This window comes from Arthrobacter sp. TMP15 (genome assembly GCF_039529835.1).
GTDB lineage: Bacteria > Actinomycetota > Actinomycetes > Actinomycetales > Micrococcaceae > Specibacter.
Genome location: NZ_CP154263.1, coordinates 1 through 22,551 on the forward strand (window position 1 = coordinate 1; position 22,551 = coordinate 22,551).

The 22,551-nt window shown below is 54.7% G+C and carries 14 protein-coding genes and 1 pseudogene; 7 read left to right on the forward strand and 8 right to left on the reverse strand.

All coding sequences use genetic code 11. The features are described from left to right. Positions 1 to 515: 515 nt before the first annotated feature. The 3 genes from AAFM46_RS16395 (at position 516) to AAFM46_RS16405 (ending at position 4,698) form a co-directional block, all read left to right on the forward strand. The gene (locus tag AAFM46_RS16395) at positions 516 to 1,292 is read left to right on the forward strand and encodes a ParA family protein (RefSeq protein WP_343320571.1); all 777 of its coding nucleotides are present in this window, start codon (positions 516 to 518) and stop codon (positions 1,290 to 1,292) included. Between the two features lie 694 nt (positions 1,293 to 1,986). After that, entirely contained in the window at positions 1,987 to 2,202 is a 216-nt protein-coding gene (locus tag AAFM46_RS16400) for a hypothetical protein (protein WP_343320572.1), read from the forward strand. 12 nt (positions 2,203 to 2,214) lie between these two features. After that, positions 2,215 to 4,698, forward strand: coding sequence for an AAA family ATPase (locus tag AAFM46_RS16405; RefSeq protein WP_343320574.1), 2,484 nt, complete (start codon positions 2,215 to 2,217; stop codon positions 4,696 to 4,698). Positions 4,699 to 4,897: 199 nt separating this feature from the next. Here the strand turns inward: AAFM46_RS16405 and AAFM46_RS16410 are convergent, their stop codons facing one another. The 5 genes from AAFM46_RS16410 to AAFM46_RS16430 form a co-directional block, all read right to left on the reverse strand. After that, on the reverse strand, positions 4,898 to 6,787 hold the full coding sequence (locus AAFM46_RS16410) for a hypothetical protein (RefSeq protein WP_343320575.1): 1,890 nt from the start codon (positions 6,785 to 6,787) through the stop codon (positions 4,898 to 4,900). A gap of 891 nt (positions 6,788 to 7,678) precedes the next feature. After that, entirely contained in the window at positions 7,679 to 8,170 is a 492-nt protein-coding gene (locus tag AAFM46_RS16415) for a MauE/DoxX family redox-associated membrane protein (RefSeq protein WP_343320576.1), read from the reverse strand. Positions 8,171 to 8,444: 274 nt separating this feature from the next. Next, positions 8,445 to 11,489: a type I restriction endonuclease subunit R gene (locus AAFM46_RS16420; protein WP_343320578.1), complete on the reverse strand. Its 3,045-nt coding sequence runs from the start codon at positions 11,487 to 11,489 to the stop codon at positions 8,445 to 8,447. Then, positions 11,486 to 12,673, reverse strand: coding sequence for a restriction endonuclease subunit S (locus tag AAFM46_RS16425; RefSeq protein ID WP_343320579.1), 1,188 nt, complete (start codon positions 12,671 to 12,673; stop codon positions 11,486 to 11,488). Before AAFM46_RS16425 ends, AAFM46_RS16420 begins: the two co-directional genes overlap by 4 nt. After that, positions 12,670 to 14,238, reverse strand: coding sequence for a type I restriction-modification system subunit M (locus AAFM46_RS16430; protein WP_343320580.1), 1,569 nt, complete (start codon positions 14,236 to 14,238; stop codon positions 12,670 to 12,672). Before AAFM46_RS16430 ends, AAFM46_RS16425 begins: the two co-directional genes overlap by 4 nt. A 411-nt stretch (positions 14,239 to 14,649) precedes the next feature. On the opposite strand from AAFM46_RS16430, the gene AAFM46_RS16435 reads away from it, so the two are divergent. Further along, positions 14,650 to 15,237 carry a recombinase family protein gene (locus tag AAFM46_RS16435; protein WP_343320582.1) on the forward strand — a complete coding sequence of 196 codons (588 nt, stop codon included), beginning with the start codon at positions 14,650 to 14,652 and terminating at the stop codon, positions 15,235 to 15,237. A gap of 103 nt (positions 15,238 to 15,340) precedes the next feature. Here AAFM46_RS16435 and AAFM46_RS16440 read toward each other — a convergent pair whose 3' ends face one another. Further along, the gene (locus tag AAFM46_RS16440; protein ID WP_343320583.1) at positions 15,341 to 15,565 is read right to left on the reverse strand and encodes a hypothetical protein; all 225 of its coding nucleotides are present in this window, start codon (positions 15,563 to 15,565) and stop codon (positions 15,341 to 15,343) included. Positions 15,566 to 15,655: 90 nt separating this feature from the next. Further along, the gene (locus AAFM46_RS16445; RefSeq protein WP_343320585.1) at positions 15,656 to 15,931 is read right to left on the reverse strand and encodes a hypothetical protein; all 276 of its coding nucleotides are present in this window, start codon (positions 15,929 to 15,931) and stop codon (positions 15,656 to 15,658) included. Positions 15,932 to 16,006: 75 nt separating this feature from the next. On the opposite strand from AAFM46_RS16445, the gene AAFM46_RS16450 reads away from it, so the two are divergent. The 3 genes and pseudogenes from AAFM46_RS16450 (at position 16,007) to AAFM46_RS16460 (ending at position 19,956) form a co-directional block, all read left to right on the forward strand. Then, positions 16,007 to 16,651: a response regulator transcription factor gene (locus AAFM46_RS16450; protein ID WP_343320586.1), complete on the forward strand. Its 645-nt coding sequence runs from the start codon at positions 16,007 to 16,009 to the stop codon at positions 16,649 to 16,651. Between the two features lie 545 nt (positions 16,652 to 17,196). Then, the gene (locus AAFM46_RS16455) at positions 17,197 to 18,258 is read left to right on the forward strand and encodes an aromatic acid exporter family protein (protein ID WP_343320587.1); all 1,062 of its coding nucleotides are present in this window, start codon (positions 17,197 to 17,199) and stop codon (positions 18,256 to 18,258) included. 362 nt (positions 18,259 to 18,620) lie between these two features. After that, positions 18,621 to 19,956, forward strand: a pseudogene (locus tag AAFM46_RS16460) (ISL3 family transposase). 932 nt (positions 19,957 to 20,888) lie between these two features. Here AAFM46_RS16460 and AAFM46_RS16465 read toward each other — a convergent pair. Next, on the reverse strand, positions 20,889 to 22,142 hold the full coding sequence (locus tag AAFM46_RS16465) for an MFS transporter (RefSeq protein WP_343320589.1): 1,254 nt from the start codon (positions 22,140 to 22,142) through the stop codon (positions 20,889 to 20,891). Between the last annotated feature and the right edge of the window lie 409 nt (positions 22,143 to 22,551).

A 22,551-nucleotide genomic window follows, 5' to 3' on the forward strand; every position in this document is an offset into this window, starting at 1 on the left:
AAATCGCGCTATCGTCGGATATTTCACTTTTTCACAAGCCACCCCGTAAAAGACTTTTGAGAGACGTATTCCTCTTGTGTTCTCGGTAATCGTTCTCGTGTATCTCGTCGTTTTGGGCATCCAAATCGAACTGGATCGCCCACGTATGGAAGAGGCAGTACCGGTTGAACTTCCATGGCCTTTGCCCTAGCTGAGATACAAGGGGCCCGGCTATCGGTCAGATCCCACGCACATAGGCCCCAGAGCCTAGTCTCACGTGCACCGCAACACGAGTGAAGCCAAGTGTTGCCACAATAAATAATTATGTCATGACGTAATGAAAGATAGCCAGAATTATTTAAACCCATGCTTCAATGAGATATTGAGGCAACTGAACCACCGCCTTGGGGACCGGTGAAATTCGATTCTAGTGAAGAAATAACGACGTTTAAATAATTACGTCAAGACATAATGAAAGATTGACGTATAGACATACATCTGTCATTCTTTATGTAAATATTCGTCAAGGAGGGCTTATGTCGACAGTGATAACAGCGGTGGGAAACCGTAAGGGTGGTGTTGGTAAGACATCAGTGACCCTCGGTCTCGCTATTGGGTTGAGCCTGCTGGGGAAACGAGTTCTAGTCGTTGATCTTGATCCACAGGCCAACGCTACGACAGCACTAGAAGCCGAGGGTGAGTTTAATATCTTTGATGTCCTTTATGGGGGAGAGGCGGGCACTCTTGGGCAGGCCATCGTCGCTACTTCTTGGTTGGGCATTGATGCAGTGCCTGGCTCCGAAAGCTTGTCACGCATCGAGTCCGAAGTGCTCATGACACCTGAACTAAGGCTAAAAACGGCTGCATGGACCTCAGTAGAGCTCGAAAAGTACGACCACATTCTGATCGATCTCCCTCCAGCCCTAGGCCGACTCACTCTTAACGGCCTGATTTGGGCAGATCAAGTCATTGCAGTCACTGAAGCCGCGGCGTTCTCCGTAAGGGGAGTGACTGAATTTCTGGAAACTGTAGCCAAAGTCCAGTCATTACCCCATCTGAACCCGGAGCTTAAATTCGCTGGCATCATCATCAACAAAACTAGTGCACCGTTGACGGGGGAGCATTCCTACCAAATAGGTGAACTCCAGGCCGAGTATGGGGACAGCGTGATGATGCCAGCCGTACCTCAACGGACAGCCATGCAGGACTCCGTTAGCTCACGAACGCCACTAACAAAATTGTCCGGTCCAGGTGCCGCTGTTCTGACGGAGATTTTCGTCAAGCACGCACGACGATTAAATGGGGAGAAATAATGGCATCGATTGAACGCAAATCATCAATTCGTAAAGCGCCGATTGCGGATGTTGTCGAGTCACTGACGAGGCCGTCAGAGACCATATCATCCGAGCAAGGTATGGATGGACGTACCAGGCTCGAAGAGCGTAGTGAGGTAATTCGCCCCGGCCCTGGCCGGCCCCGATCCAAGCGACGTATGGAGCCCTTCTCGTCCAAGATAGAAATTAGCCTACGAGACGATCTGGACGACTATCTTGCACAGCATAGGATGACAGTTGTCGACTTTCTGGACGAAGCATTTAGGGACAGGTTACAAAAAAAATAATTATATCTTTACATAATTATTTATTTTTATATTCGCTACTTTGCCCAGACTCTCCGGGAGGTGAATCTCTGTCAGTAGTGAATGGTCGCAATGAGGATTCTTATCAGTTCGGGTTTTTTCAATTAGTCATTGGGGTTATCGGAGCTGTGGCTGGCGCGAGGCGCTTGGTAGTGTCGCGCAACAGTGGGTGCCTACCGCGACTCCATTTTTTTGTTTATGGGACATGATTGCAAGACAGTGACGCACGTGAATTATATGGAATCGTAAAGTGTCTCGATCAGTTGTCACGCAACCCTAGGGTTATGAGACTCTATCCATGAACAGTCCTCACATCGGCTACATTCATTCAAGAGGCGCTAATTGGCGCATCCTGACAAGGAGGTCGTGTGGTGGAGTCACTATTTCAGGGCGAGGATCTAGAGTCGGATATGGAATCTTTCTTCGGAGCCTTGGATAAGATCGACCATTCTCTGAGCAAGATCCTGAAGGACCACTTGGGGATCGTGTCTTCTGCCCCGGACGATAAAACATCTCGCTCCGCGTTTAACGCCGCCGTTTCGGCCGCGATTCTGACTCCAATTGGTGAGGAAAAATCTGAGTGAGGAAAAATCTGAGTGAGTCGCTACTTCCTTTCAAGGATTTCCGTCGAAGGCTTCCGCGGGATCAATAATGAGGGCGATCCACTGGTTCTCAAATTCCGCCCGAACGCGGTCAATTCGGTATTTGCGCAAAACGGCACTGGGAAAAGCTCCGTTTTCGAAGCACTTCACTACGCCATCAAGGGGACAGTTCCGCGTCTGGCTGACATGCAGGCGGCGGAAAAGCCGGACTCATATCTTTCCAACCTGTTCCACACTCGAGGCGTTGCCACCATCGAGCTCACGCTCAGTCCCGATGACGGCGGACGTGATGTTGGTATCGAAGTTCAGCTACGACGTGACGGCGTACGGACTGTATCCAGTTCAACAGGATTTGTTGAACCCGAGAGACTTCTTTCCTCTCTGGACGAGGATTTCGCTCTGATGGACTATGCGACTTTTAGGAAGTTCATCGATGACACGGCTCTTGAGCGGGGGAGGTCGTTCTCCGGGCTGCTTGGGCTCTCATCGTACGCGAATGTTCGAAGCGCGCTACGGATCATAGAGAACACACAAGCCTTCAAAGCCGACTTTAAGATTGCCGAATTAGAAGTAAATCTTGTGGCTCTTGAGCGGGAAGACGGTAAATATCTTGGTCAGTTCAAAGCCCAGTATGAACTGGCAACTGGATTGAATCCAAGCTCGGATGAGTCAAAATGGAACGATGAGCTGCTTGATCACCTTAAATCGATTCCACTCACGACCGATCTTCCTGAGACCATAGGCGAAGTGGATTTCGATGATCTCCGCAGTGTCCTTCTTAAAGCCGAAGGCGGAGAAGTCCGCCAGCAGCTTCTCGCTCTCACAGATGAGCAGACAGCACTCGCAAACGTTCCCGAAGAGAGCCTACCTGCCGCGCGAAACGCTACAGTTCTTTCCGCCCTCATCACTGAAATTGCAGGTCTTCACGAGTCAACTGCGGGCGCTCATTTTCATCGTCTGCAAGTCGCTGCCGATGCATTCCTGAAGTCCACGGATCATTGGGACCTTCATGTGTGTCCTCTTTGCGGAGGTGATTTGGATTCACCGATTGATGCAACAATTTCGGGCCATTTAGACACTTACAACACACTCGAAGGCCAGCTCGCGGCTCTTGAAACGGCATTCTTGCAAGGCGATCTCATTGATCGACTTGTCGCTCTTGAGGATGTCAAGAACCTTGAGGCCGGGCATGCCGCGCGTCTCAGCCGGGCATTAAGAAGCACCGTCGAAGTTGGGATAACCAAGGATGACGTGACTAAAGCAACTGAGCGTGTGGCTCACCTCGAAGGACTATTGGTGGCGCGGAAGTGGAGTGTTGCGGCCGCGATTTCTGAGCTTGAAAAGACGGTGCCACCCTCGCTCGTCCATATTGCTTCGCAAGTCACCGCAGTGGAGGCTGCTCGATACGCGCTCGTTGAACGTGCACGAGCTCAACGGGACCTGACGGAATTGCGGACTCGACATGCGGTCTTTCTGCGCTGGAAAGACTTCATTGGGCGCGCCCTAGCCATATTTTCAACTGCGGAAACCGATCTGGCCAATCGGACTCTCGAAGATCTGCGCCACGAATATCAGGAGACATTTAGCGATATCATGATCACCCCGGACATCGTTCCCGCGCTAAGTCGGGCCGGGAGCCAGGAGAAACTCGCCGTCGAATTGTCGTCTTTCCATGGCCGTCGCGGCGTATCCGCACGAGCACTGCTTTCAGAGAGCTACCGCAATGCTTTAGCAATCTCCGTTTACCTGTCTGCGGCAGTGAAGCACAACAAGGCTCCCCGGTTCGTAGTGCTAGACGACGCTACTTCTAGCTTCGACTCAGGGCATCAGTTCCACCTGATGGAAGCTATCCGAACTCGATTCCAACAACCACAAAGACCGGACGGACTGCAATTCATCATCTTTAGCCACGACGTGACTCTCGAGAAGTACTTCGATCGTTTGAACGGCGAGACTGACTGGCACCACCAGAAGCTTCAGGGATGGGCCCCTTACTCGCCAATATCCAGCCACGGCCAGCAACCCGACCGCCTGCGTATTGATGCAGAGAGCCACCTTCGCTCCGGACGAACAACGGAAGGCGCCGGCCTGATTAGGCAGTATCTCGAATTCGTCCTGCAGAAAATAATTCGCCAGGTCCGTATCCCCGTCCCCCTCGATCTGTCGATAAATGACCATTCCAGAATGGTTCAGGGATGTTTGGACGCGATTACCTACGCTGTCGACATACACGCGGCCGCTAATCAGATCATTCTCACGCCCCAGCAGGTCGCTGACCTGAAGAGCCGTCATGCACAGGCAATCGCGGCGAACTGGGTGAGCCACTATGGGACTGCCGGGGCGTCAGCCTTCACTCCTGCGTCTTTGCTAGGCATTTTGGCTTCCATAGACGCTCTACAACGATGTTTCCAATATGACGAAAGCGGGACGGGCGCAGGCCCGTGGAAATTTTACAAATCCCTGAAGGCAAGGACATGACAAACCCTGATGATTCTGAGTAAGTGTCTTTTAACCTGTCCGGCTCATGAGTTAAGTGACACTTAGATTAGGGCTAAATCAGGGCCATTCGAGCTCCGTTAGAGAGACAATTGTCCACGGGAAGATCTGCCTCAGGTTTACTTGATTGCGAGTTTTTAGGTGTTTTTCGAGAAGTTTGGTCAGATTCATCAAATACCGCCTATAATGCTTTAGCGTGTCCTGTAGTTAGAGATGCTGCTTCATTATCAGGCCTTGAGGCATCTGTAGGAGTATCTTGGTGTTGACTTCTTTGGTGGATACTTGTGCTGGCTTCTGAGAGGCGCCAAATGGGCCAGGTTCGGAACAGTGTGGCCGAAGGAGCGTCGAGAAGACTAAGGCAGTAGTCTCTTTCTCCACTGTCTTGAAGCAGGATGGCACAGGCAACTTGAATTACTGTGCTGCGTTCGCTTTCGTCTCGCGCGGCTTGGTGTTTGAGTTTCCGAATGGAATCTTCGTCGAGTTTGGATAGGTTCCCGGTTCGGGCCGTTATTTGCCAGCCGTTGATCAGGCAGGTGGGCTGCTGTCCGTACTTTGATATGAGCCAGGTGTTGAGTTCCGATGCGGCGGTGAGGAACTCCTCCCGTCTAAGGGGGACGTCATCAGCAGCACGAATGAGATTCAGAACCGTATCAGTGGCTCGATCATCAGTTCCTTCGTGGCTTGAGACCTTTTGATATGCAGCGACCAGATTCTCTAGGCGCAGGTTCAGTGTGAATGGTAAGTACTTGTATTCCAAGACGTCGTATGCGGTGACTACGACGGCAACACCGTTGGGCTCAGTAGATCGAGAGACGAGGTGACCGGGCCTGTCTGGATCGAAGACCCCGTGCAAGCGCCATTTATTCGAGCTCTGATCCTCGAGCGCCATGAGTTGAATACTCCACTCTCCAATTGGTTGGGCGATTCTTCCAATGCGTTGGTGTTCCATGGAAATCTCGTCGTTGTGGAGCATCACTCCTTCAAGAGCAAGTAGCTGATCACCCCTGCGGCTTTCAAGAGATTTGAGGTCCACTAGGCCCGTGTCTACACCCAAGTGTTCGCACAGTGTGGCGATGGTTTCTAGGAAGTGGAGGTGTTTGCGAAGATCTCCGGTGTCTTCATTGGCGGTCAGATGCATCTTGTGAAGGGTGCCGTTGATTCTGAGGGACTGATCGTCAAGGCATGTGAAGAAGAAACTGAGATCATGGAGGCGTTCCTTGAGGGTAGGGCGCATGGACACATTAATGCTGCCAGGGGATTTCAGTCCTGAGTCATCCGTCGACAGGGTCATCGTGACTCCTTTGGAAAGGGTGACCTCAACGGTCATAGTGTCCGTCTTCTTCAGGCTTGGATTCGTGTATTCAAAGGCGCCGGCTTCAACGTGGATATCGCTGGGGATCGCTTGGTATTCCCCTGGAATGATCCTCAGTTCGTGATCGACGAATATTCTGGAGCCATCGTCGAATTCGTAGGAGACAGAATAGTTGGTCGTGTCTCGCGTTAGAGTCAGGGGAGACGAAAGGTCAAGGTCCTTGTCAGAATGCAGAGTGATACTTACAGGATCCTTGAGTAAGCTGATATCAATTTGTGCCTGAGGGTCCTCCGACTGTGCCTTCGCCGCAAACCGAACGACCTTCTCAATTCCGGCGGGCTCTTGAGGAAAAGGTTCGAGTCGGATGCTGACATTGCCGCTAGCTGGAACGTTCTTCAGTAGGCTCTGGATCTTGAACGGTGTGAGTTGTGCATACATCACACTGGCATTGAGAGATTTCTTATTGATGGAAACAACGAAATAGAGAACACCACGGAGTTCTAAGAGGCCTCGAAGGTCCGCTGCCTCTACGGAGAATGACTTCGGCGGGTTCTTACCAGCCTTGATTCCTCGGCCCTTGACTTGGACATTAACGCGATGCTGGAAGTTCGTGTTCTTGGCATTTGTATTGTCTGAGTAGACGTCAATATGTCCGTCGGTCAGGGGAGTGCGGTCATGAGCCAAAACGTAGGCTCTGAGGCGATGGCACCTTAGTATCCTGTCATTGACTGCGTGTACGCCGTGTAGTTCCATATCCATACCGTCAATTGTGGCCTATGTGAGGTGACGCAACGTGGCCAGACCCTCTTCTGCGATATCATTGGTGTCAGCGCAGTCTAAGAACGCTAATAGACGCACAGACAAGCAGGGACAAGCGTCGTCCGAATCGTCCACGGAATCATGCTCCCATTTCGCACGGCGACCTGTTGGCCCAGCTGAACTATGGTACGTGGCCGAGTATCCTTCCCAATCCGAACCGGCCTCGGGTAAGCGCCCCAAAGATCCTCGTCTGGGAGGAATCCATTGCCCATGCGTTCCCTAAAGCCGATTCTGGAGACGCCGGTATACGGGCAAGTCTGTGAACCCCTGAAAAGACTACACAGCCTCCGAGACCGGGTGGCTCATGGAGAGCAACTACTGGAATCCAATGTACAAGCGCGATTCAGTGACCTACTCCGCATTCTTGCGTACATGGACCAGGAGTTGGCCGACTGGTACGTCGGCGTCAGACGAGTCTGAACAGTTCAAAAATAGCGTCCCAAAACCACTAAACCCATCACACAAGAGCTGTCCCACAACGAGATCGCCATACGAGGGCCGGAGAGCATTATAGCTATGTTGTTCCTTTCTAGGTTTCGCTTGCGGGCACCTAGCGTCGCTGAATCAATCTACTGAGAGCCTTTCCTGCGGATTTGAACAGCAAACTCTCATCCCTTAGCCTGTTACCGCTCGGATGGAGCAAAAATGGCCTTGGACTGTCTCATAACCAAAGCGTCTCGAATCCCATGCGTTACAACACCCCTCAAGATGGTCTGTGTTGCCTTTTCGTCATGACAGGGTGGTACTTCTGTGCTTGATAATCCGGCTTTGCCGGAGTTTTTGAAAGCGGATGGCTAGCCTGTCTTTCGAAGGAAAAGAATGCCTCCGCGGCTACTTTCGGTCGTCCTGAGGGGTGACGGAGTGCGTTGAGGAAACCCGGGGCCGGTCTTTCCAAGCGCCGGTGGACCATAAGGTCACCGCGATGAGCACTGGCTGGAAGAAGAGTCGCACCAGACGCTTGGAGTCGGTGTCGAGCCCAAAGCCGTCGCGCGCATGCAGCCACTGGGCTATGTTCCCGGGGAAGACGGCGATAAAGAACAGTGCCACCACCCAACCCACAGGGACGCGCCGCCGCGCGAGCAACATCAGCGCCGCACCAAGGGTGATCTCGACAATGCCGGAAGCTACGACGACCAGGTCGGCATCAAGGGGCACGAACTTCGGGACCTGCGCCTGGAATTCCTCGCGGGCGACTGTCAGATGGCTGACGCCGGCGAACGCAAGCATTGCCCCCAGTACTAGACGAACGATCGTGCGTCCCGCGGATGTGCGTCCCGACGGCGCGACGAGTCGTGCCAGGAATGACTTGCCGTGATCAGTCATTGTGAACCTTCCCAAGAATCATGCCGTCGTTTTGTGGTGCGCGTCGTAGGATAACGAGCTGATTTCATGAGCATAGTAGCTTTGCTCATACTCTTCAGGGGCGTGGTGTCCCATAACCTAAGTGCCTCTAAACCTATGCCATGCAAGACGGCTCCGAGCCTGATTTTGCCTCACCGAACACCGCCCTGAAGTACTTAACTCCAACCTTGTCCAGCGCGGACGCGCCAGCCTGTCAAAAACGGTCCATTTTGACGAATCCTCGTGGCACTACTGGTCATGATTGGTTCTCTGTCGAGCTGAGGCCGAAGAATCGCTCGAAGAAGGCACCGAGTTTAGTGATAACGGTTTGTTTTTTCTCGCCGTGGCCACCTGCCGCGGCGAAGCGTGAGACAGGTGGTAGTACTTTTGTGATTGCTGTTCCGGTGGCGTGGAGTTGGCCGTCGCGGAATGCGGTCTCCACGAAGGCGCGGGTTTCCTCGGGGCGGAGATTTTCGGCTTCGATGATGGTCTCGAGTTCGGCTTCACGTTTGGCTGCGATGAACGCTCGCCATTCCTGATCTATCCCTTCGTTGGCGGTGAGGGAGTCGACGAAGTCCTCGATGAGGTCTTTTTTGTTGCGCAGGGTGGGACTGGCGTCCACGGCGCGGGTGATCTCTGCACGGATTTCCTTATCGTCACCGTCTCCGCGTTCAGCACGGTATTTTTGGACGAGCATGAGGATGTAATCGACGTTGATTTCGACCTGTTTGATCAGTTCGATCTCGAAGACAATGTTGTCGTTGATCTGTTCCTTATCGGCTGTCTTGTCTTTGCGGAAATCCGCGTACAGGTCCAGGTACACGCTGCGGTAGTCCTGTCCCTGCCGGTCGCTGAGGATCTCGTTGCCGGTGAAGTCATCGAAGGAGGTGAGGATGTTTTGCAGGCGCAGGACTGCGCCGAACAGGCCGATGAACTCTTTCTGCGCGGACTCCCCAATGATCGGATCCCCCAACGGGAACATAGTCAAAAGCTCTGTGACTTTCTCCGTGTAATCGTTGTAGTACTCCCCGAATGGTTTGAGCAGCACGACTCCGCGGGCGTCCTTATTGCCGAATAGAGCTATCGCGTCGTTCGTCTGTTTCTCCAGATCACGGAAGGAGACGATGTTGCCATAGGTCTTCACGGAGTTCAGTATGCGGTTGGTCCGCGAGTAGGCCTGAATCAAGCCGTGTGCGCGCAGGTTCTTATCCACGAACAGGGTGTTCAACGTTGTCGCGTCGAAACCGGTGAGGAACATGTTGACCACGATCACTAAGTCGATCTCGCGCTGCTTAAGCTTTAGGGACAGGTCCTTGTAGTAGTTCTGGAACCGGTCGGAGCTAGTGTCAAAGCTGGTGCCAAACGTCGTGTTGTAGTCCTGAATCGCAGCCTCGAGGAACGAGCGGGCGTCCGTGCTCAGTGCACTGGTATCGAAGCCTTCCTCCTCCAATACGCTGTCTTCCACGGCATCGTTGGCGCCGTAGGAGTAGATCAGACCGATCTTCAGCCGGCGGTCCGAGGACAGGTCCTTCTGTTGGGCCTGAAAGTGCTGGTAATAGGTGCGGGCGGCGTTGATCGAAGCTGTCGCGAACAGGGCGTTGAACCCGCGCACCCTTTTCTCACCGAGGGTATAGCCCTCGGTACGCTTGGTCTTCTGATCGAAGTGCTCCCGCGTGTACGCCACGATCTTGCTGATGCGTTCCGGGGCAAGGAGCGCCGTTTCGGTATCGATCGCGGAAACCTGCTTATCGACCACGGTGCCGACCTTGACGGTGTTCACATAGTCGATACGGAAGGGCAACACATTTTTATCTGTGATCGCATCCACGATCGTGTATGTGTGCAGTTTCTCCCCGAACGCCTGCTCGGTGGTCTTCAAGTGGGGGTTCCCGCCGCTGCCAGAATTGGCGGCAAAGATTGGGGTGCCGGTGAAGCCAAAAAGGTTGTACCGTTTGAACGCTTTCGTGATCGAGGTGTGCATGTCACCGAACTGGGAACGGTGGCACTCGTCAAAAATGAGCACGACATGGCCGCCGTAGATCCCATGGCCCTTGTTCGCATCAATGAAAGTAGAGAGCTTCTGGATCGTGGTGATGATAATCCGCGCAGCAGAGTTCTCGAGCTGCTTCTTCAACACAGCAGTGGACGTGTTGGAGTTCGCGGCACCCTTTTCAAACCGGTCATATTCGCGCATCGTCTGGTAATCCAGATCTTTGCGGTCCACAACGAACAAAACCTTGTCGACCGAGGTCAGCTTCGACGCGAGCTGGGCGGCCTTGAACGACGTCAACGTCTTGCCCGACCCCGTCGTGTGCCACACGTAACCACCGGCACCGATCGTGCCGAGTTGTTTGTAGTTGGTGGAGATTTCGATCTTCTGCAGGATCCGCTCAGTTCCAACGATCTGATAGGGGCGCATGACCAGCAGCATCTTGTCGGCGGTCAGCACGCAGTACCTGGTGAGGATATTCAGTAGTGCGTGCTTGGCGAAGAACGTCTTCGCGAACGCCGCGAGATCGGTGATCGGCTTGTTCTGCGCGTCCGCCCACCACGAGGTGAACTCAAAACTATTGGAGGTTTTGCGCACACGCTTAGACCCCGCGGACTCGATCAGATGCTGGCGGCGGGTGGTGTTGGAGTAATACTTCGTCAACGTCCCGTTCGAGATCACGAACAACTGCACGTACTCGAACAGGCCAGAGCCTGCCCAGAAACTATCCCGCTGGTAGCGGTCGATCTGGTTGAACGCCTCACGGATATCCACGCCACGGCGCTTGAGCTCGATATGTACCATCGGCAGTCCGTTGACCAACACCGTCACGTCATACCGGTTCGCGTACGTCCCCCCACCATCACCTTGTGGTGTTTCGTATTGGTTGATGACCTGTAAGCGGTTGTTGTGGATATTCTGCTTATCAATCAGCGTGATGTTCTTGACCGAACCATCGTCCCTCTTCAACAGCTGGACATGATCATCCTGAATCCGCAGAGTCTTCTCGACAATGCCGTCATTCGCCCCAGAGACACACTCGGAAAAGAACTGCTCCCACTCAGCATCAGAAAACGCAATACCATTCAACACCGCCAACTGGGCGCGCAGGTTCCTTACCAGCTGCGCCTCAGAAGTAACCGGCAAGTACTCATAGGCCTGCGACTGCAACAACCGGATCAACTCACGCTCAAGGTCAGCCTCCGACTGATACGCCGCCTCAGCCTTCGAATCAGGCACATACTCGGCAACGACAGTGCTCTCATTCGATACTGCAATCGGATCATACTTCCGCGCAGACGCCTCACTCATGCCACCGCCTCCTCGAACGTCAACAACCGATCACGGTAATACTCATACTGCTTCCGACGCGCCTCTAGCTCAGCAGGAAGACCAACACTGAGGTCGTTTACGAGCGCATCAAACTTGTCCAGGATTGAGCCAATACGCAATTGCTCATCCAGCGAAGGGACTTGAACTACCAGCCGATTGAGAGTGCCCACAGCCAACCCCGGCTGCGCGGACTTCGAAGCGTATTGATTCAGATTCATACTAGTGAGCAGGTGAAAGGCCCATCTGATATCGACGCCAGCTAGCGGTGTGACAACGACAGAATGCTCGGTGGCGTAGAACTCACCGCTCGCTCGTTTGACATTCCCACAAAGTGCACCCTGTCGACCAATCAGCACAAGATCACCCCGTTGGTTCGGTTCCGTGACATACCCCCGCAGCCCCCCTCCCCCAAAACACGGGATGGAGTGGACATCGCTCGAGGTTGCGAAGATTTTGGAAGCCGCGATGAAATTGCCGGCTCGCAAATTGAACAGCTCATCCAGCCGCATCCGACGCGATTTTGCGCTATCCGTGGCCAAGAGACTTTCCCGATAGTGTTCGTATTGTCTCCGGCGGGCTTCCAGCTCCGCTTCCAGCTCCGCTTCCAGTTGGGTGAACTGGTCCAAGATCTGCACGATCTCCCGCTGCACCTCGATGGGCGGCACGGGAATTCGTACTTTTAAGAATCGACCCTTCGAGATATTGATCCGCGTCACCCCGTTCGCCGTCCCTTTGATCTGTTTTCGAATTGCCTCACCTCGAAAGAGATACTTGCTGAAATCAGGCAGAAGAATTTCAGGATTATTGAGACGTATAGCGAAACAGAAGCTATTCAGATACAGCGACTCGATCGGTCCTGATGTCACTACTGAGGACATCCCAACTTCGGCCAGAGATTCAGAGGAACCCGTGATTACGACATCGCCCTCAAATAAGCAATTCTGCCTTTCTCCTGGTCTGACCTCAACGAAGTCGGGAGCTTGCTGGTCAACAGCGAGGTTTGCAAAGGCATTCATATACGAAACAAAGCGTGCACTGCCGCCAGTAAAATCTGCTTTCGTTTTGCCAGACAACCCCGCTATAGTCACCGCGATATCTCCAATGGAGAAGAACTTAACACCGTCTGGACAGTGATCCGCGATCAGTTCGTCGATGCGGCTCATCTCGTGCCCTCGAGGTTAGCGACAATCTCATCGATGGAAATGCGGAGTTCGTGCTGCTTTGTAACGATGCGGGAGATTTTGGCGTTGAGTTCAGTGATGTCGATGATTTCGCGGGTGTCTTCTGCTTCGACGTAGGAGGTCACGGCGATGTTGTAATCGTTGGCGCCGATGTCTTCATTCGTCACAAGTTTGGCAAAGTGTTCGGCGTCTTCACGGGTAGTGAATGCGTTGAGGATAGCCTGTTGGTGGTTTGGGGTGAGTTTGTTCTTGTTCCCGCTGCGTGTGAACTCTGCAGTGGCGTCGATGAAGAGTACGGAGTTGTCGGTCTTGGATTTTTTGAGCACGATGATGCAGGTCGCGATTGTCGTGCCAAAGAAAAGGTCCGGTGGGAGCTGGATGACGGCGTCGACGTAGTTGTTGTCGATGAGGTATTTGCGGATCTTCGCCTCCGCGCCTCCGCGGTAGAGCACGCCCGGGAACTCGACGATGGCAGCGGTACCGTTGACGGCTAGCCAGGACAGGATGTGCATCGTGAAGGCGAGGTCTGCTTTGGACTTCGGGGCGAGCACACCGGCGGGCGCGAAGCGTGGGTCGTTGATGAGTAAGGGGTTTGCGTCGCCGTCCCACTTGATCGAGTAGGGCGGGTTGGACACGATTGCTTCGAATGGTTCGTCGTCCCAGTGGGCGGGATCGGTGAGGGTGTCGCCGTGGGCGAGGTTGAACTGCTCGTAGTTCACGTCGTGGAGGAACATGTTGATGCGGGCAAGGTTGTATGTGGTGAGGTTGATCTCCTGGCCATAGAAGCCTTGGCGCACATTACCCTTGCCGAGTATCTTGTCGAATTTGAGCAGCAGCGACCCGGAGCCGACGGCGGGGTCGTAGACCTTGTTCACCTGGGTCTTGCCGACGACGGTGATGCGAGCGAGGAGTTCTGAGACTTCCTGAGGTGTGTAGTACTCGCCGCCAGACTTGCCTGCGCTGGAAGCGTACATCTGCATGAGGTACTCGTAAGCATCACCGAACAGGTCGATCGAGTTGTCTCCGAAATTACCCAGGGGCAGGTCCCCGATGGCGTCGAGGAGTTTCACTAGTTTCTCGTTGCGCTTGGCGACCGTTTGGCCAAGTTTGGAGCTGTTGACGTCGAGGTCATCGAAGAGGCCCTTGATGTCGTCTTCACTGCCGCTACCAACGGCTGAGCCTTCGATGTTCTTGAATATCCGGGCGAGGGTTTCGTTTAGGTTCGTATCCTGCGACGCGCGTTCGCGGACGTTGGGGAAAAGTTCGGAGGGGAGAATGTAAAAGCCCTTCTCCGCTACGGTCTCTGTGCGTCCGAACTCTGCCTGTGTGTCGGGCAGGGTGGTGTAGTTGAAGTCGGGGGCGCCAGCCTTGTGCTCGCCAGTGTTGATGTAGGCGGTGAGGTTCTCGGAGATGAACCGGTAGAAGAGCATGCCGAGCACGTAGCTTTTGAAGTCCCACCCGTCGACTGACCCTCTGAGGTCGTTTGCGATGCGCCAGATGGTTTTGTGTAGCTCTGCGCGCTGTCCTTCTTTGGTGGTGGGAGTCATATCTCTTCTTCTGCGCTGTGGCGCGCGATCTGGTGGTGCTTGAATCTAGCTCACAGGATACCGGCGAACTCTTGCTGAGGTGCATTACCGCGCCGGGCATAGAACCTTGAGGCGATGGGCGGCGTTCTGTGATCGCTCGAGGTCGCAGTTGCCGGCGGCAGGGGCTGTGTTGCAGGGCGTTGATTATGAGGCACATCAGTCACGAGGCATCTTTTCAGGCCTTTTGTCGCTGCACTGGTCCAGTTGGACTCATCGTTTGAAGACGCTCAGGGCAGAGAACGAACGTTCCAAGAGAGACACCCGTTGTCCATCAGGGTGTACCCGAGCGAGCAGGTCTGGATCCTTCACAGAGTATGTCAATCAGGGTATAGTTTCTGGATACTTAGACATAACTGATGAAGGATCTAAAGCGTGGATGGACGTAAGGGACAGGTTGTTGGCTACGTGCGGGTCAGCGCTGCCGACCAGAACGAGGCACGTCAGCTTGAAGCACTGGGCACTGTCGATAGATTATTCGCTGAGAAGGTCAGTGGCAAGAACACAGTCGACAGAGCTCGGCTTCAAGAGATGCTCATTTATGTCCGGGACGGGGATACGGTTCGGGTGAAGTCACCGGACCGTTTGGCGCGGTCCACGACGGATCTTCTTGCTCTTGTTGAGCAACTCAAGGCTAAGGGCGTTGCTTTGGAGTTTATTGATAACCCGGCTCTGAACACTGATACGCCACAGGGGGAGTTCATGCTCACGGTCCTGGCTGCCATTGCACAGTTAGAGCGCAAGACTATCCGTGAGCGACAGGCCGAGGGCATTGCCATTGCTAAAAGGAACGGCGTTTACGACCGGGTTCCGAAGCTTACTCGGGAACAGGTTCAGCTGGGCCGGGAGCGGATTGTTCAGGGTGTGCCCAAGGCGAAGGTGGCCCGAGATCTGGGCGTCTCGCGGCAGACGCTGTATGCAGCCCTGAATGGCAGCGGCAAGTACGCTGAGGTTAGCTCATAGACGAGAGGGATGTGCTTGATCCTTTTGTGTGAGTCGGTTCATACTGTTAAACCGGATATACCGAGAGGGGTTAGCGGCTTCTGGTTGTGCCTATCTGGAAGCCTCAAAGGGCACCCTGGCCGATGGTATCGAGTCGCTCGATAGGGATGTGTTTTTCCTTCCAGCGGCGATCGTCCCCTGAAAGGAAAACCGTTTCGGCGTGAAAGGTCCTGCTGCGACGACGGCCAGAGGCTACGGTCCATGCGATGTGCACCCGGTTCCCTTCGCGGGCAAGGACGTAACCGTGGATTTCGGTACCGCGATGACTGACCACCACTTTTTGTGCCATGGATTCCAGTCGGTTTGTTGGATGCTGTTGATGACGGAGAGGGAGCCGGATCGTCGGTGTCGGATTTGGCCTGGTGATCTTTCATGGCCATTATCTCGAGGCCATCCGGTGCTCTTCCAGGCCGGGGATTATCTCTGGTCTCAACATGTTGGGCGTGCTTGGGTATGTGTATGTTCGCCCGTTATGGCGCAAGGCTCTCACAATGGCTTGTTCACGATGGGCTAGGGCCGCGAGCTGGTGTGGGTCGGTGGTGCTTCTGTGCTCGTCCTCAACTAAGGCCAGTTGGGCGATTAATTCCCGCAAGCTTGCCTGAAGTAAGTCTTCATCTTCTGGCTTGTTGTCGCTTTCGGTATCTATTAGGGTCATCTCTTCAGCATATTCCTCACTTAGGATGAGTGTCTTCACCCCTAGGGGTGAAGATGCTTGCCCTATAGTGGGGGAATGAAAAGCCTACGTATCGCATTGGTAGATGACTACGAAATCGTGCTGCGGGGGCTGGAGACGATGCTGCGGTCCTACGGGTCTGCCCTGGAAGTCGTTGAACTAGACCTCAATTGCACTGTGGATCAACGCGTCGACGTCACTCTCTACGATACGTTCGCAGCAACCCCAGGAGATCGGGAAGACGTGCACGAACTGGCAACCAATCCACGCGCCGGCAAGGTCGTTGTCTACTCATGGGACCTGGATGAATCCCGTGTTAAGGCTGCACTGGCTAACGGGGCCAGTGGCTATCTCTCCAAAGGTCTGCCCGCCTCCCAGCTGGTCCGCGCGCTCCACGACATCCACACAGGCGAGGGCCAGGTGTTCCCGGGCGCTGGAGGCCAAACGAAAATGGGTCTAGGTAACTGGCCCGGCCGTGAAGAGGGCCTGACCCAACGGGAAGCTGAAGTGCTCGCACTCATCTCCCAAGGATTGAGTAATGCCGAGATAGCCGATAGAACTCAGCTGTCAATGAACTCCATTAAGACGTTTATTCGCAGTTGCTACCGACGCATCGGTGTTGCCAACCGACCCAAGGCCATCCTCTGGGGCCTCGAACACGGATTCTTTCCTGACCACAAACGGGTCCGACCGCAAGAATAAAAACCATCCGTTACTTTCTTTTGTAGCCCGTAAAAGAGTACGGATTGGGCTTGTCGGCTATCGGTCTCGCCAAGAAGAGCAGGCCAGGATGGACGATTTGCTACAGCGTAATTCGTGTTCGAAGGGTGTAACTTATACTAGTTTTGGGGTGGCGCCGCTGCCGGATGCCGAAGACCTCAATGTATTAGAACATCGCATTTGCGAGGTCTGCACTGGTGCGGCATTTCTTCCGGTTGTATAGCCCGATTTGTATGCTCGACGAGAACGATTCCAGCATCGCAGTTCTCGGGGGAGAGTCGCCGGCGCCTGCCCCCGAGAACGCTAAACGTTGATTCGTTTGCAATCATTGTCTCGACTGCACGGCTGACGAACATTTATGGCTCAGACAGTGGTCGGCATGGCATGGCATATCCTTGGCAAGCGTTCAGTAACGTGTGGTCTTTGTGCCGAAACACTGAGAGTGAACGGATGATATTCGGATCAGGTGGGTGGTTTTCGTGTTGCAGCAGACTTGGAAACGGTTCTTAGTTTGGGCGAAATCGAGCGTGGCAGGACAGAGGCTGCTGTTGGCCGCTAAAACGTCGCTGGCTGTGGGAGTGGCATGGATTTTAGCCCGTTACATGCCCGGAGTGGCTGATAAATATCCGTACTATGCTCCACTGGGCGCTTTGATCAGCATGTACCCGACGTTGATGGGATCGATGCGTGCAGGAGTCCAAACGTTGGCGGGACTGCTTTTAGGCATTGCGCTTGCCGCGGGCGTTCTTTTAGCAGGAACTCCGAACATTTTCAGTATTTCCTTAGCGGTAGGGTTGGGCGTTTTGATAGCAGGTCACCCTCGTTTGGGCGCGGGCAAAGACTATGTGCCCGTGGCCGCTCTCTTTGTTTTGATCGTTGGTGGGCAGGATGCGGATTCGTACTCAATCGGGTACGCCCTGCAGATGGGGTTGGGAGTCACAGTGGGATTGGTCGTGAATCTGCTGATCTTTCCCCCTTTGGCCATAGATGCCGCTCGTTTGCAGGTTTCTCGCGGGAGGAACCTGCTTGTCGGTCAGCTAGAGGACATCGCGCGTGCGTTGGTAGAGAATTGGCCACCGGAACATGAGGATTGGTCCCAGCGCTCAGGGCTTATTAACACTACTGTGGGTGAGATTAGGGGAGCGGCGTACCACGCCGATGAAAGCCGTAAAGGTAACCCCCGTGCATACCTGCATTCCCGTCACCAACATGTCACTGACAGCTTTGAAGACCTGAGCACTTTGGAAGCCATCGCCTTTCATATTCGGGATATTACAGAGGTGCTCTCCACTGTGATCTGGGGCAACGGCTCTAATAATCGGCTGGATCCAAAGACCTGCAAGCCCCTGAGCGATTGTCTGCAATCGGTAGCATCTCTGATGAGTTCTTGGGATGAGGGCACGGCCGAGCAGGAAAGCTTCGATCAAGCTCGGGAGGGACTCGATTTGCTCGATTCTGAACTGAAACGTTCAGCGCGCCAAGAGGAACAATCACTGACCCCAGGGGCAGCGGTAGCTTTCGATTGCGAACGGATCTTAAACTCCCTGCACCAACGCATTATGAAAGATACAGCAGAACGCTCTGTTTAGAAGGAAAAATTCATAGCACCCATGATCTTTGAAACGTTCTTTTTATCTTTCGTCCCACGATGGTTACCGCATGGTGTTTGGTGAGAAATATTGAAAGACGACCGTTCTGAGCTCACGGTGGCCTTAGTAGTCAGCCCCGCTTTGCGCGCGTCATCTGTCTCAATGGAATGCTGACTAGGCGGCTGGGACCGGGCTGGTTGGAGGAACACTCAGATTGATACGTTATCTGGCTCTTCCGAATGCAGGGTGTAGTTCAGGTTGCCGTGTGTGGTTTCCGGGTCGGGGAAGTCGTTTCGGTATAGGTGAGAGCCTTGGTAGAGAATCAGATTGTCTAAGATCTCGTTCTCCACAGCAAGGCCCTCATGCTCAACGCTACCTTCCAATGCCCTGACCTGACTACTTTCTGCCGCCTTGACGGGCTTGGCCTGGAAGCGACAGGTCAGTTCCTTGCTCCTGACCGTGCCGTGATTGCTTGCCGTGTGGTGGCTACGGATGAATGGTGCCGCAAGTGCGGCTGCCAAGGTATCTCACGGGACACAGTGACCCGGGAACTCGGCCATGAACCCTTCGGCTGGCGACCAACCACCTTGTTGGTCCGGATCCGCCGCTACAGGTGTACTGGGTGTGGTCATGTTTGGCGGCAAGACACTACCCAGGCTGCCGAACCACGGTCAAAGTTTTCCCGTCGCGGCTTGGTGTGGGCGTTGGAGGGCATTGTGTGTCAACATCTCACCGTCGCCCGTGTCGCGGAGGGGCTGGGCGTGTCCTGGAATACCGCCAACAAGGCTGTATTGGCCGAAGGGCGGCGGGTGCTGATCAATGACCCCACACGCTTCGACGGGGTAAAGATCATCGGTGTTGACGAGCACGTCTGGCGCCATACCAGACATGGTGACAAATACGTCACCGTGATCATCGACCTGACCCCGGTGAGGGATAAGACCGGCCCGTCTAGGTTGCTGGATATGGTCGAGGGCCGCTCCAAGCAGGTCTTCGCTACCTGGCTGAAACGACGCCCTCAAGCGTGGCGAGACGGGGTGGAAGTCGTGGCCATGGATGGATTCTCTGGGTTCAAGAGCGCCTCCGCTGAGGAACTGCCCGACGCGGTCCCGGTGATGGATCCGTTCCACGTTATTCGTTTGGCCGGCGACGCATGTGATGTCTGCTGGCGGCGGATTCAGCAGGTCACCTGCGGATACCGAGGCCGGGCTAGCGATCCGCTCTACAAAGCGCGGCGGACATTGCACACCGGCGCGGGCCTCCTCACTGAGAAGCAGCGCAAACGACTCCAGGACTTGTTCGATCTTGATACACACGTCGAATTTGAAGCGAGCTGGGGCACCTATCAACGCATGATCACCGCGTACCGGGAACCAGACCGAGCCCAAGGCAAGAAGCTCATGCAGGCGGTTATTGATTCCCTCAAAGCTGGCGTCCCTGCAACACTCACCGAACTCAAAAATACTGGGACGGACCCTCAACAGAGGAGCAGAAGACGTACTGGCCTATTTCGAACGTCCTGGAACCTCCAATGGCCCAACTGAAACAATTAAATGCCGATGTCGGCATTTAATCGCTTATGCCGATGTTCCCAACATTAGTCGATCAATGAACAGATTATTTGGGGGTCTTGTCGGCATACTCCAAAGACGCCAGCCATTTGATCGTCCCCGTGGCGGTGGTGGGTGGCTGAGGTGATGTCAGTGGCTCTGGTCGTGTTGAGTGCCACTTTCGATGTCGCTAGGTCGGTGTGGAGATAACTGCTGGTTGCTAAGGTACCTTCTGTTGCGGTCTAGCCCTAGATGTTGCAACGGTGATATCAACGCCGCTGTGCAGGAAACTCATGGTGGGGCTTGAGGAAGTTGTTTATTAGAAGGTTCTTGGCGCTCGATGGCTGAAAGATTACGGCCGAAATGGGGTCAGCAATTGGGAACCGACGTCCAATAGCACCGGGTGAGGATGAGCTGTGGCTGGACGTGTCGTAGCCCTGGCTTTTTCGTCAGCAGAGGTCAGTCGCTCGCACCGCGATTATGCCGACAATTATCCTTACTATGCAAGCCAGTGAGGGCTCGCATCCGTTGAATCGGCATAACCCAAACATCGGCATAAGCGGTTAATGGAAGACTGGAACACCTTCGAGGCTCTGCCCTCGGCTTCAGGAATCTCACCAACTACGTCGCCAGATCACTGCTGGAATCCGGAGGCTTCAGACCGAAACTACACTCTGGATTCTGAAGAGCCCCTAAAGTATGTCTTGTCAAGTAGCAGTTTTACTGGACGTTCACTTGGGCGACTGACCGAGAAGCAAATACGCCATGCTCCAAAGCAAAAACGAGGCCGTAGTATTGCAGTTCATCGAGGTCGTTGCTCGATCATCACATCGGGCTTACAGTGTCAAACGATCCATGAGAGTATCGCAGACACACATCTAAAGCCCGCCGTCTAGTCCGAAAGCACCAACAGGGCGGCGCCAGCTCAGGCCAAAGGGGGAACTCTGTCCAGTACCCCCTGTCAATCCTCGTAATCAGGTGGGGAGGAGAGTGCCCACTTTCTTCTAAGCTTGAACAACAGGCGGTGTCATACCCTCGAAGCAGATCCAGATCAGCACGTCGGGCCCGGGCCGGCGTTCTTCATCGGTACTGATTATGCTGGGGGGCCATATGCTGACGCACGAACGCCAGTGGCAAGGTCGCTAGCGAGATCCCTGCGGTGACCAGCAGCGCTGTGGGGAATGAGAGCCCGGCAGCCAACGCCCCGACTAGCACCGAGCCCACACCAGTTCCCGCGTCGAATCCCATGTTCCACACGGCGCTGGCCGTTCCATACTGGGCAGGGCGCACGGCGGAGAGGGAAAGAAGGAGTGTGAGGTTCTGTAATCCGCCGTAGGTGATGCCGACCAGGGCCATGGCCAGTAGGAATAGTGGCACCCTGGTTGCGTCGTGATCCTTCACGGCTAGGGCCGCGAACACGAGACCGGCGACGGTGAGTAGGACTAGGGGCCAGAGGAATGATTTCGTCCCGCGTCGGTCAGCCAATGCACCTACTCCCCACCTGCTTATGGCTGAGGTGCCGGTCAATAGCGCTAGGCCAACGGAGGTCGCGGCCGGCGATGAGCTCATCTGCGGAACGAACGTGATCAGTGCGCCGCCGGCGAGGGTGACCGCAAACAGCAGGGCCGTCGGTCGCAGCAGTCCACCCGGCAGCTGGGGGACCCGGGGCCGATTCGTTGCGGAAACGGCGGCCTTGTGTGAGTCATCGACCGTGAGGGCGGTGCGTGGTCGGGCTTGCTGTGTTTGGCGCTCACGTAGGGTCCTCGCCAGGCTCGGGACTGCCATGATGCCCAGTAACGGGAGTGTGCCCAGAGTGAATACGGCCCAGAATCCGAGGGTATCGGCCAACCAGGGGCCGGTGGGCAACAGTAATAGCTGCGGCACAGAGATCGCGGCTCCGTAGGCGCCGATGGCCGCACCGTGCCTAGCTGGATTGACGAGGTGGGCCACCGCGGAGGAGCCGGTCACGGCCAAGATCCCGAAGCCCACGCCGCGGATCAGCGACATGGCCAGGATCCAGCCGAGTTCATCGGAGATGAGCATGAGCAGGGACGGTGCGCCGAGTAGAAAGAGGCCGGCGGTGAGCACCCAGCCGGTCCCTAGGCGTTGCTGCAGCCGAGGGACGAAACCTTGGGTGAGGACGGTGGCCAGAAGCAGGGCGCCATTGACGAGACCGGATCCAGCCTCATCCGCACCCCCACGTATCGCCCACAGTGGGGCCATGGACAGGAGGGCGGCAAATCCGGCGAAGCCAGCCGCCGTCAGCGATAGCAGTGCCAGCATTCCGGGGACACGCCACACCGAATTCGAGGGGGACGGATTGGGACTGTTCACGAGTCCCAACCCTAGCAAACCCGCACGGCGAAACTGGTGTCGAACGAGAGGCTGCATCTGGTGAGTCAATATGGCTCTTGACCATTATCATCGGCGTTGTACTTCGCAGGACGAACCGTCACGAGAATCATGCTGCCCACAAAACGGCGCCATGATTCCCGGGACGGTTCAGAGTGATTGATGTGCCAAATTCGATTTCACTTTGGTAAGTACTACTTGGCCCTGACGCAGTATCGAAATCTCTTTCCACACACAGACAAATGGACACCCCTCTCCTTGTCCGCTACCTTACAGGCGACGATTTTGCCGTTTATATGGGCTTGTTCCGGACGGCGCTATATCTTAGGGGCACGGATCTGGATGCCAAAGAGTAAATCAGGAGTTGTTAGTCTCAGATTCGTGTGTATCC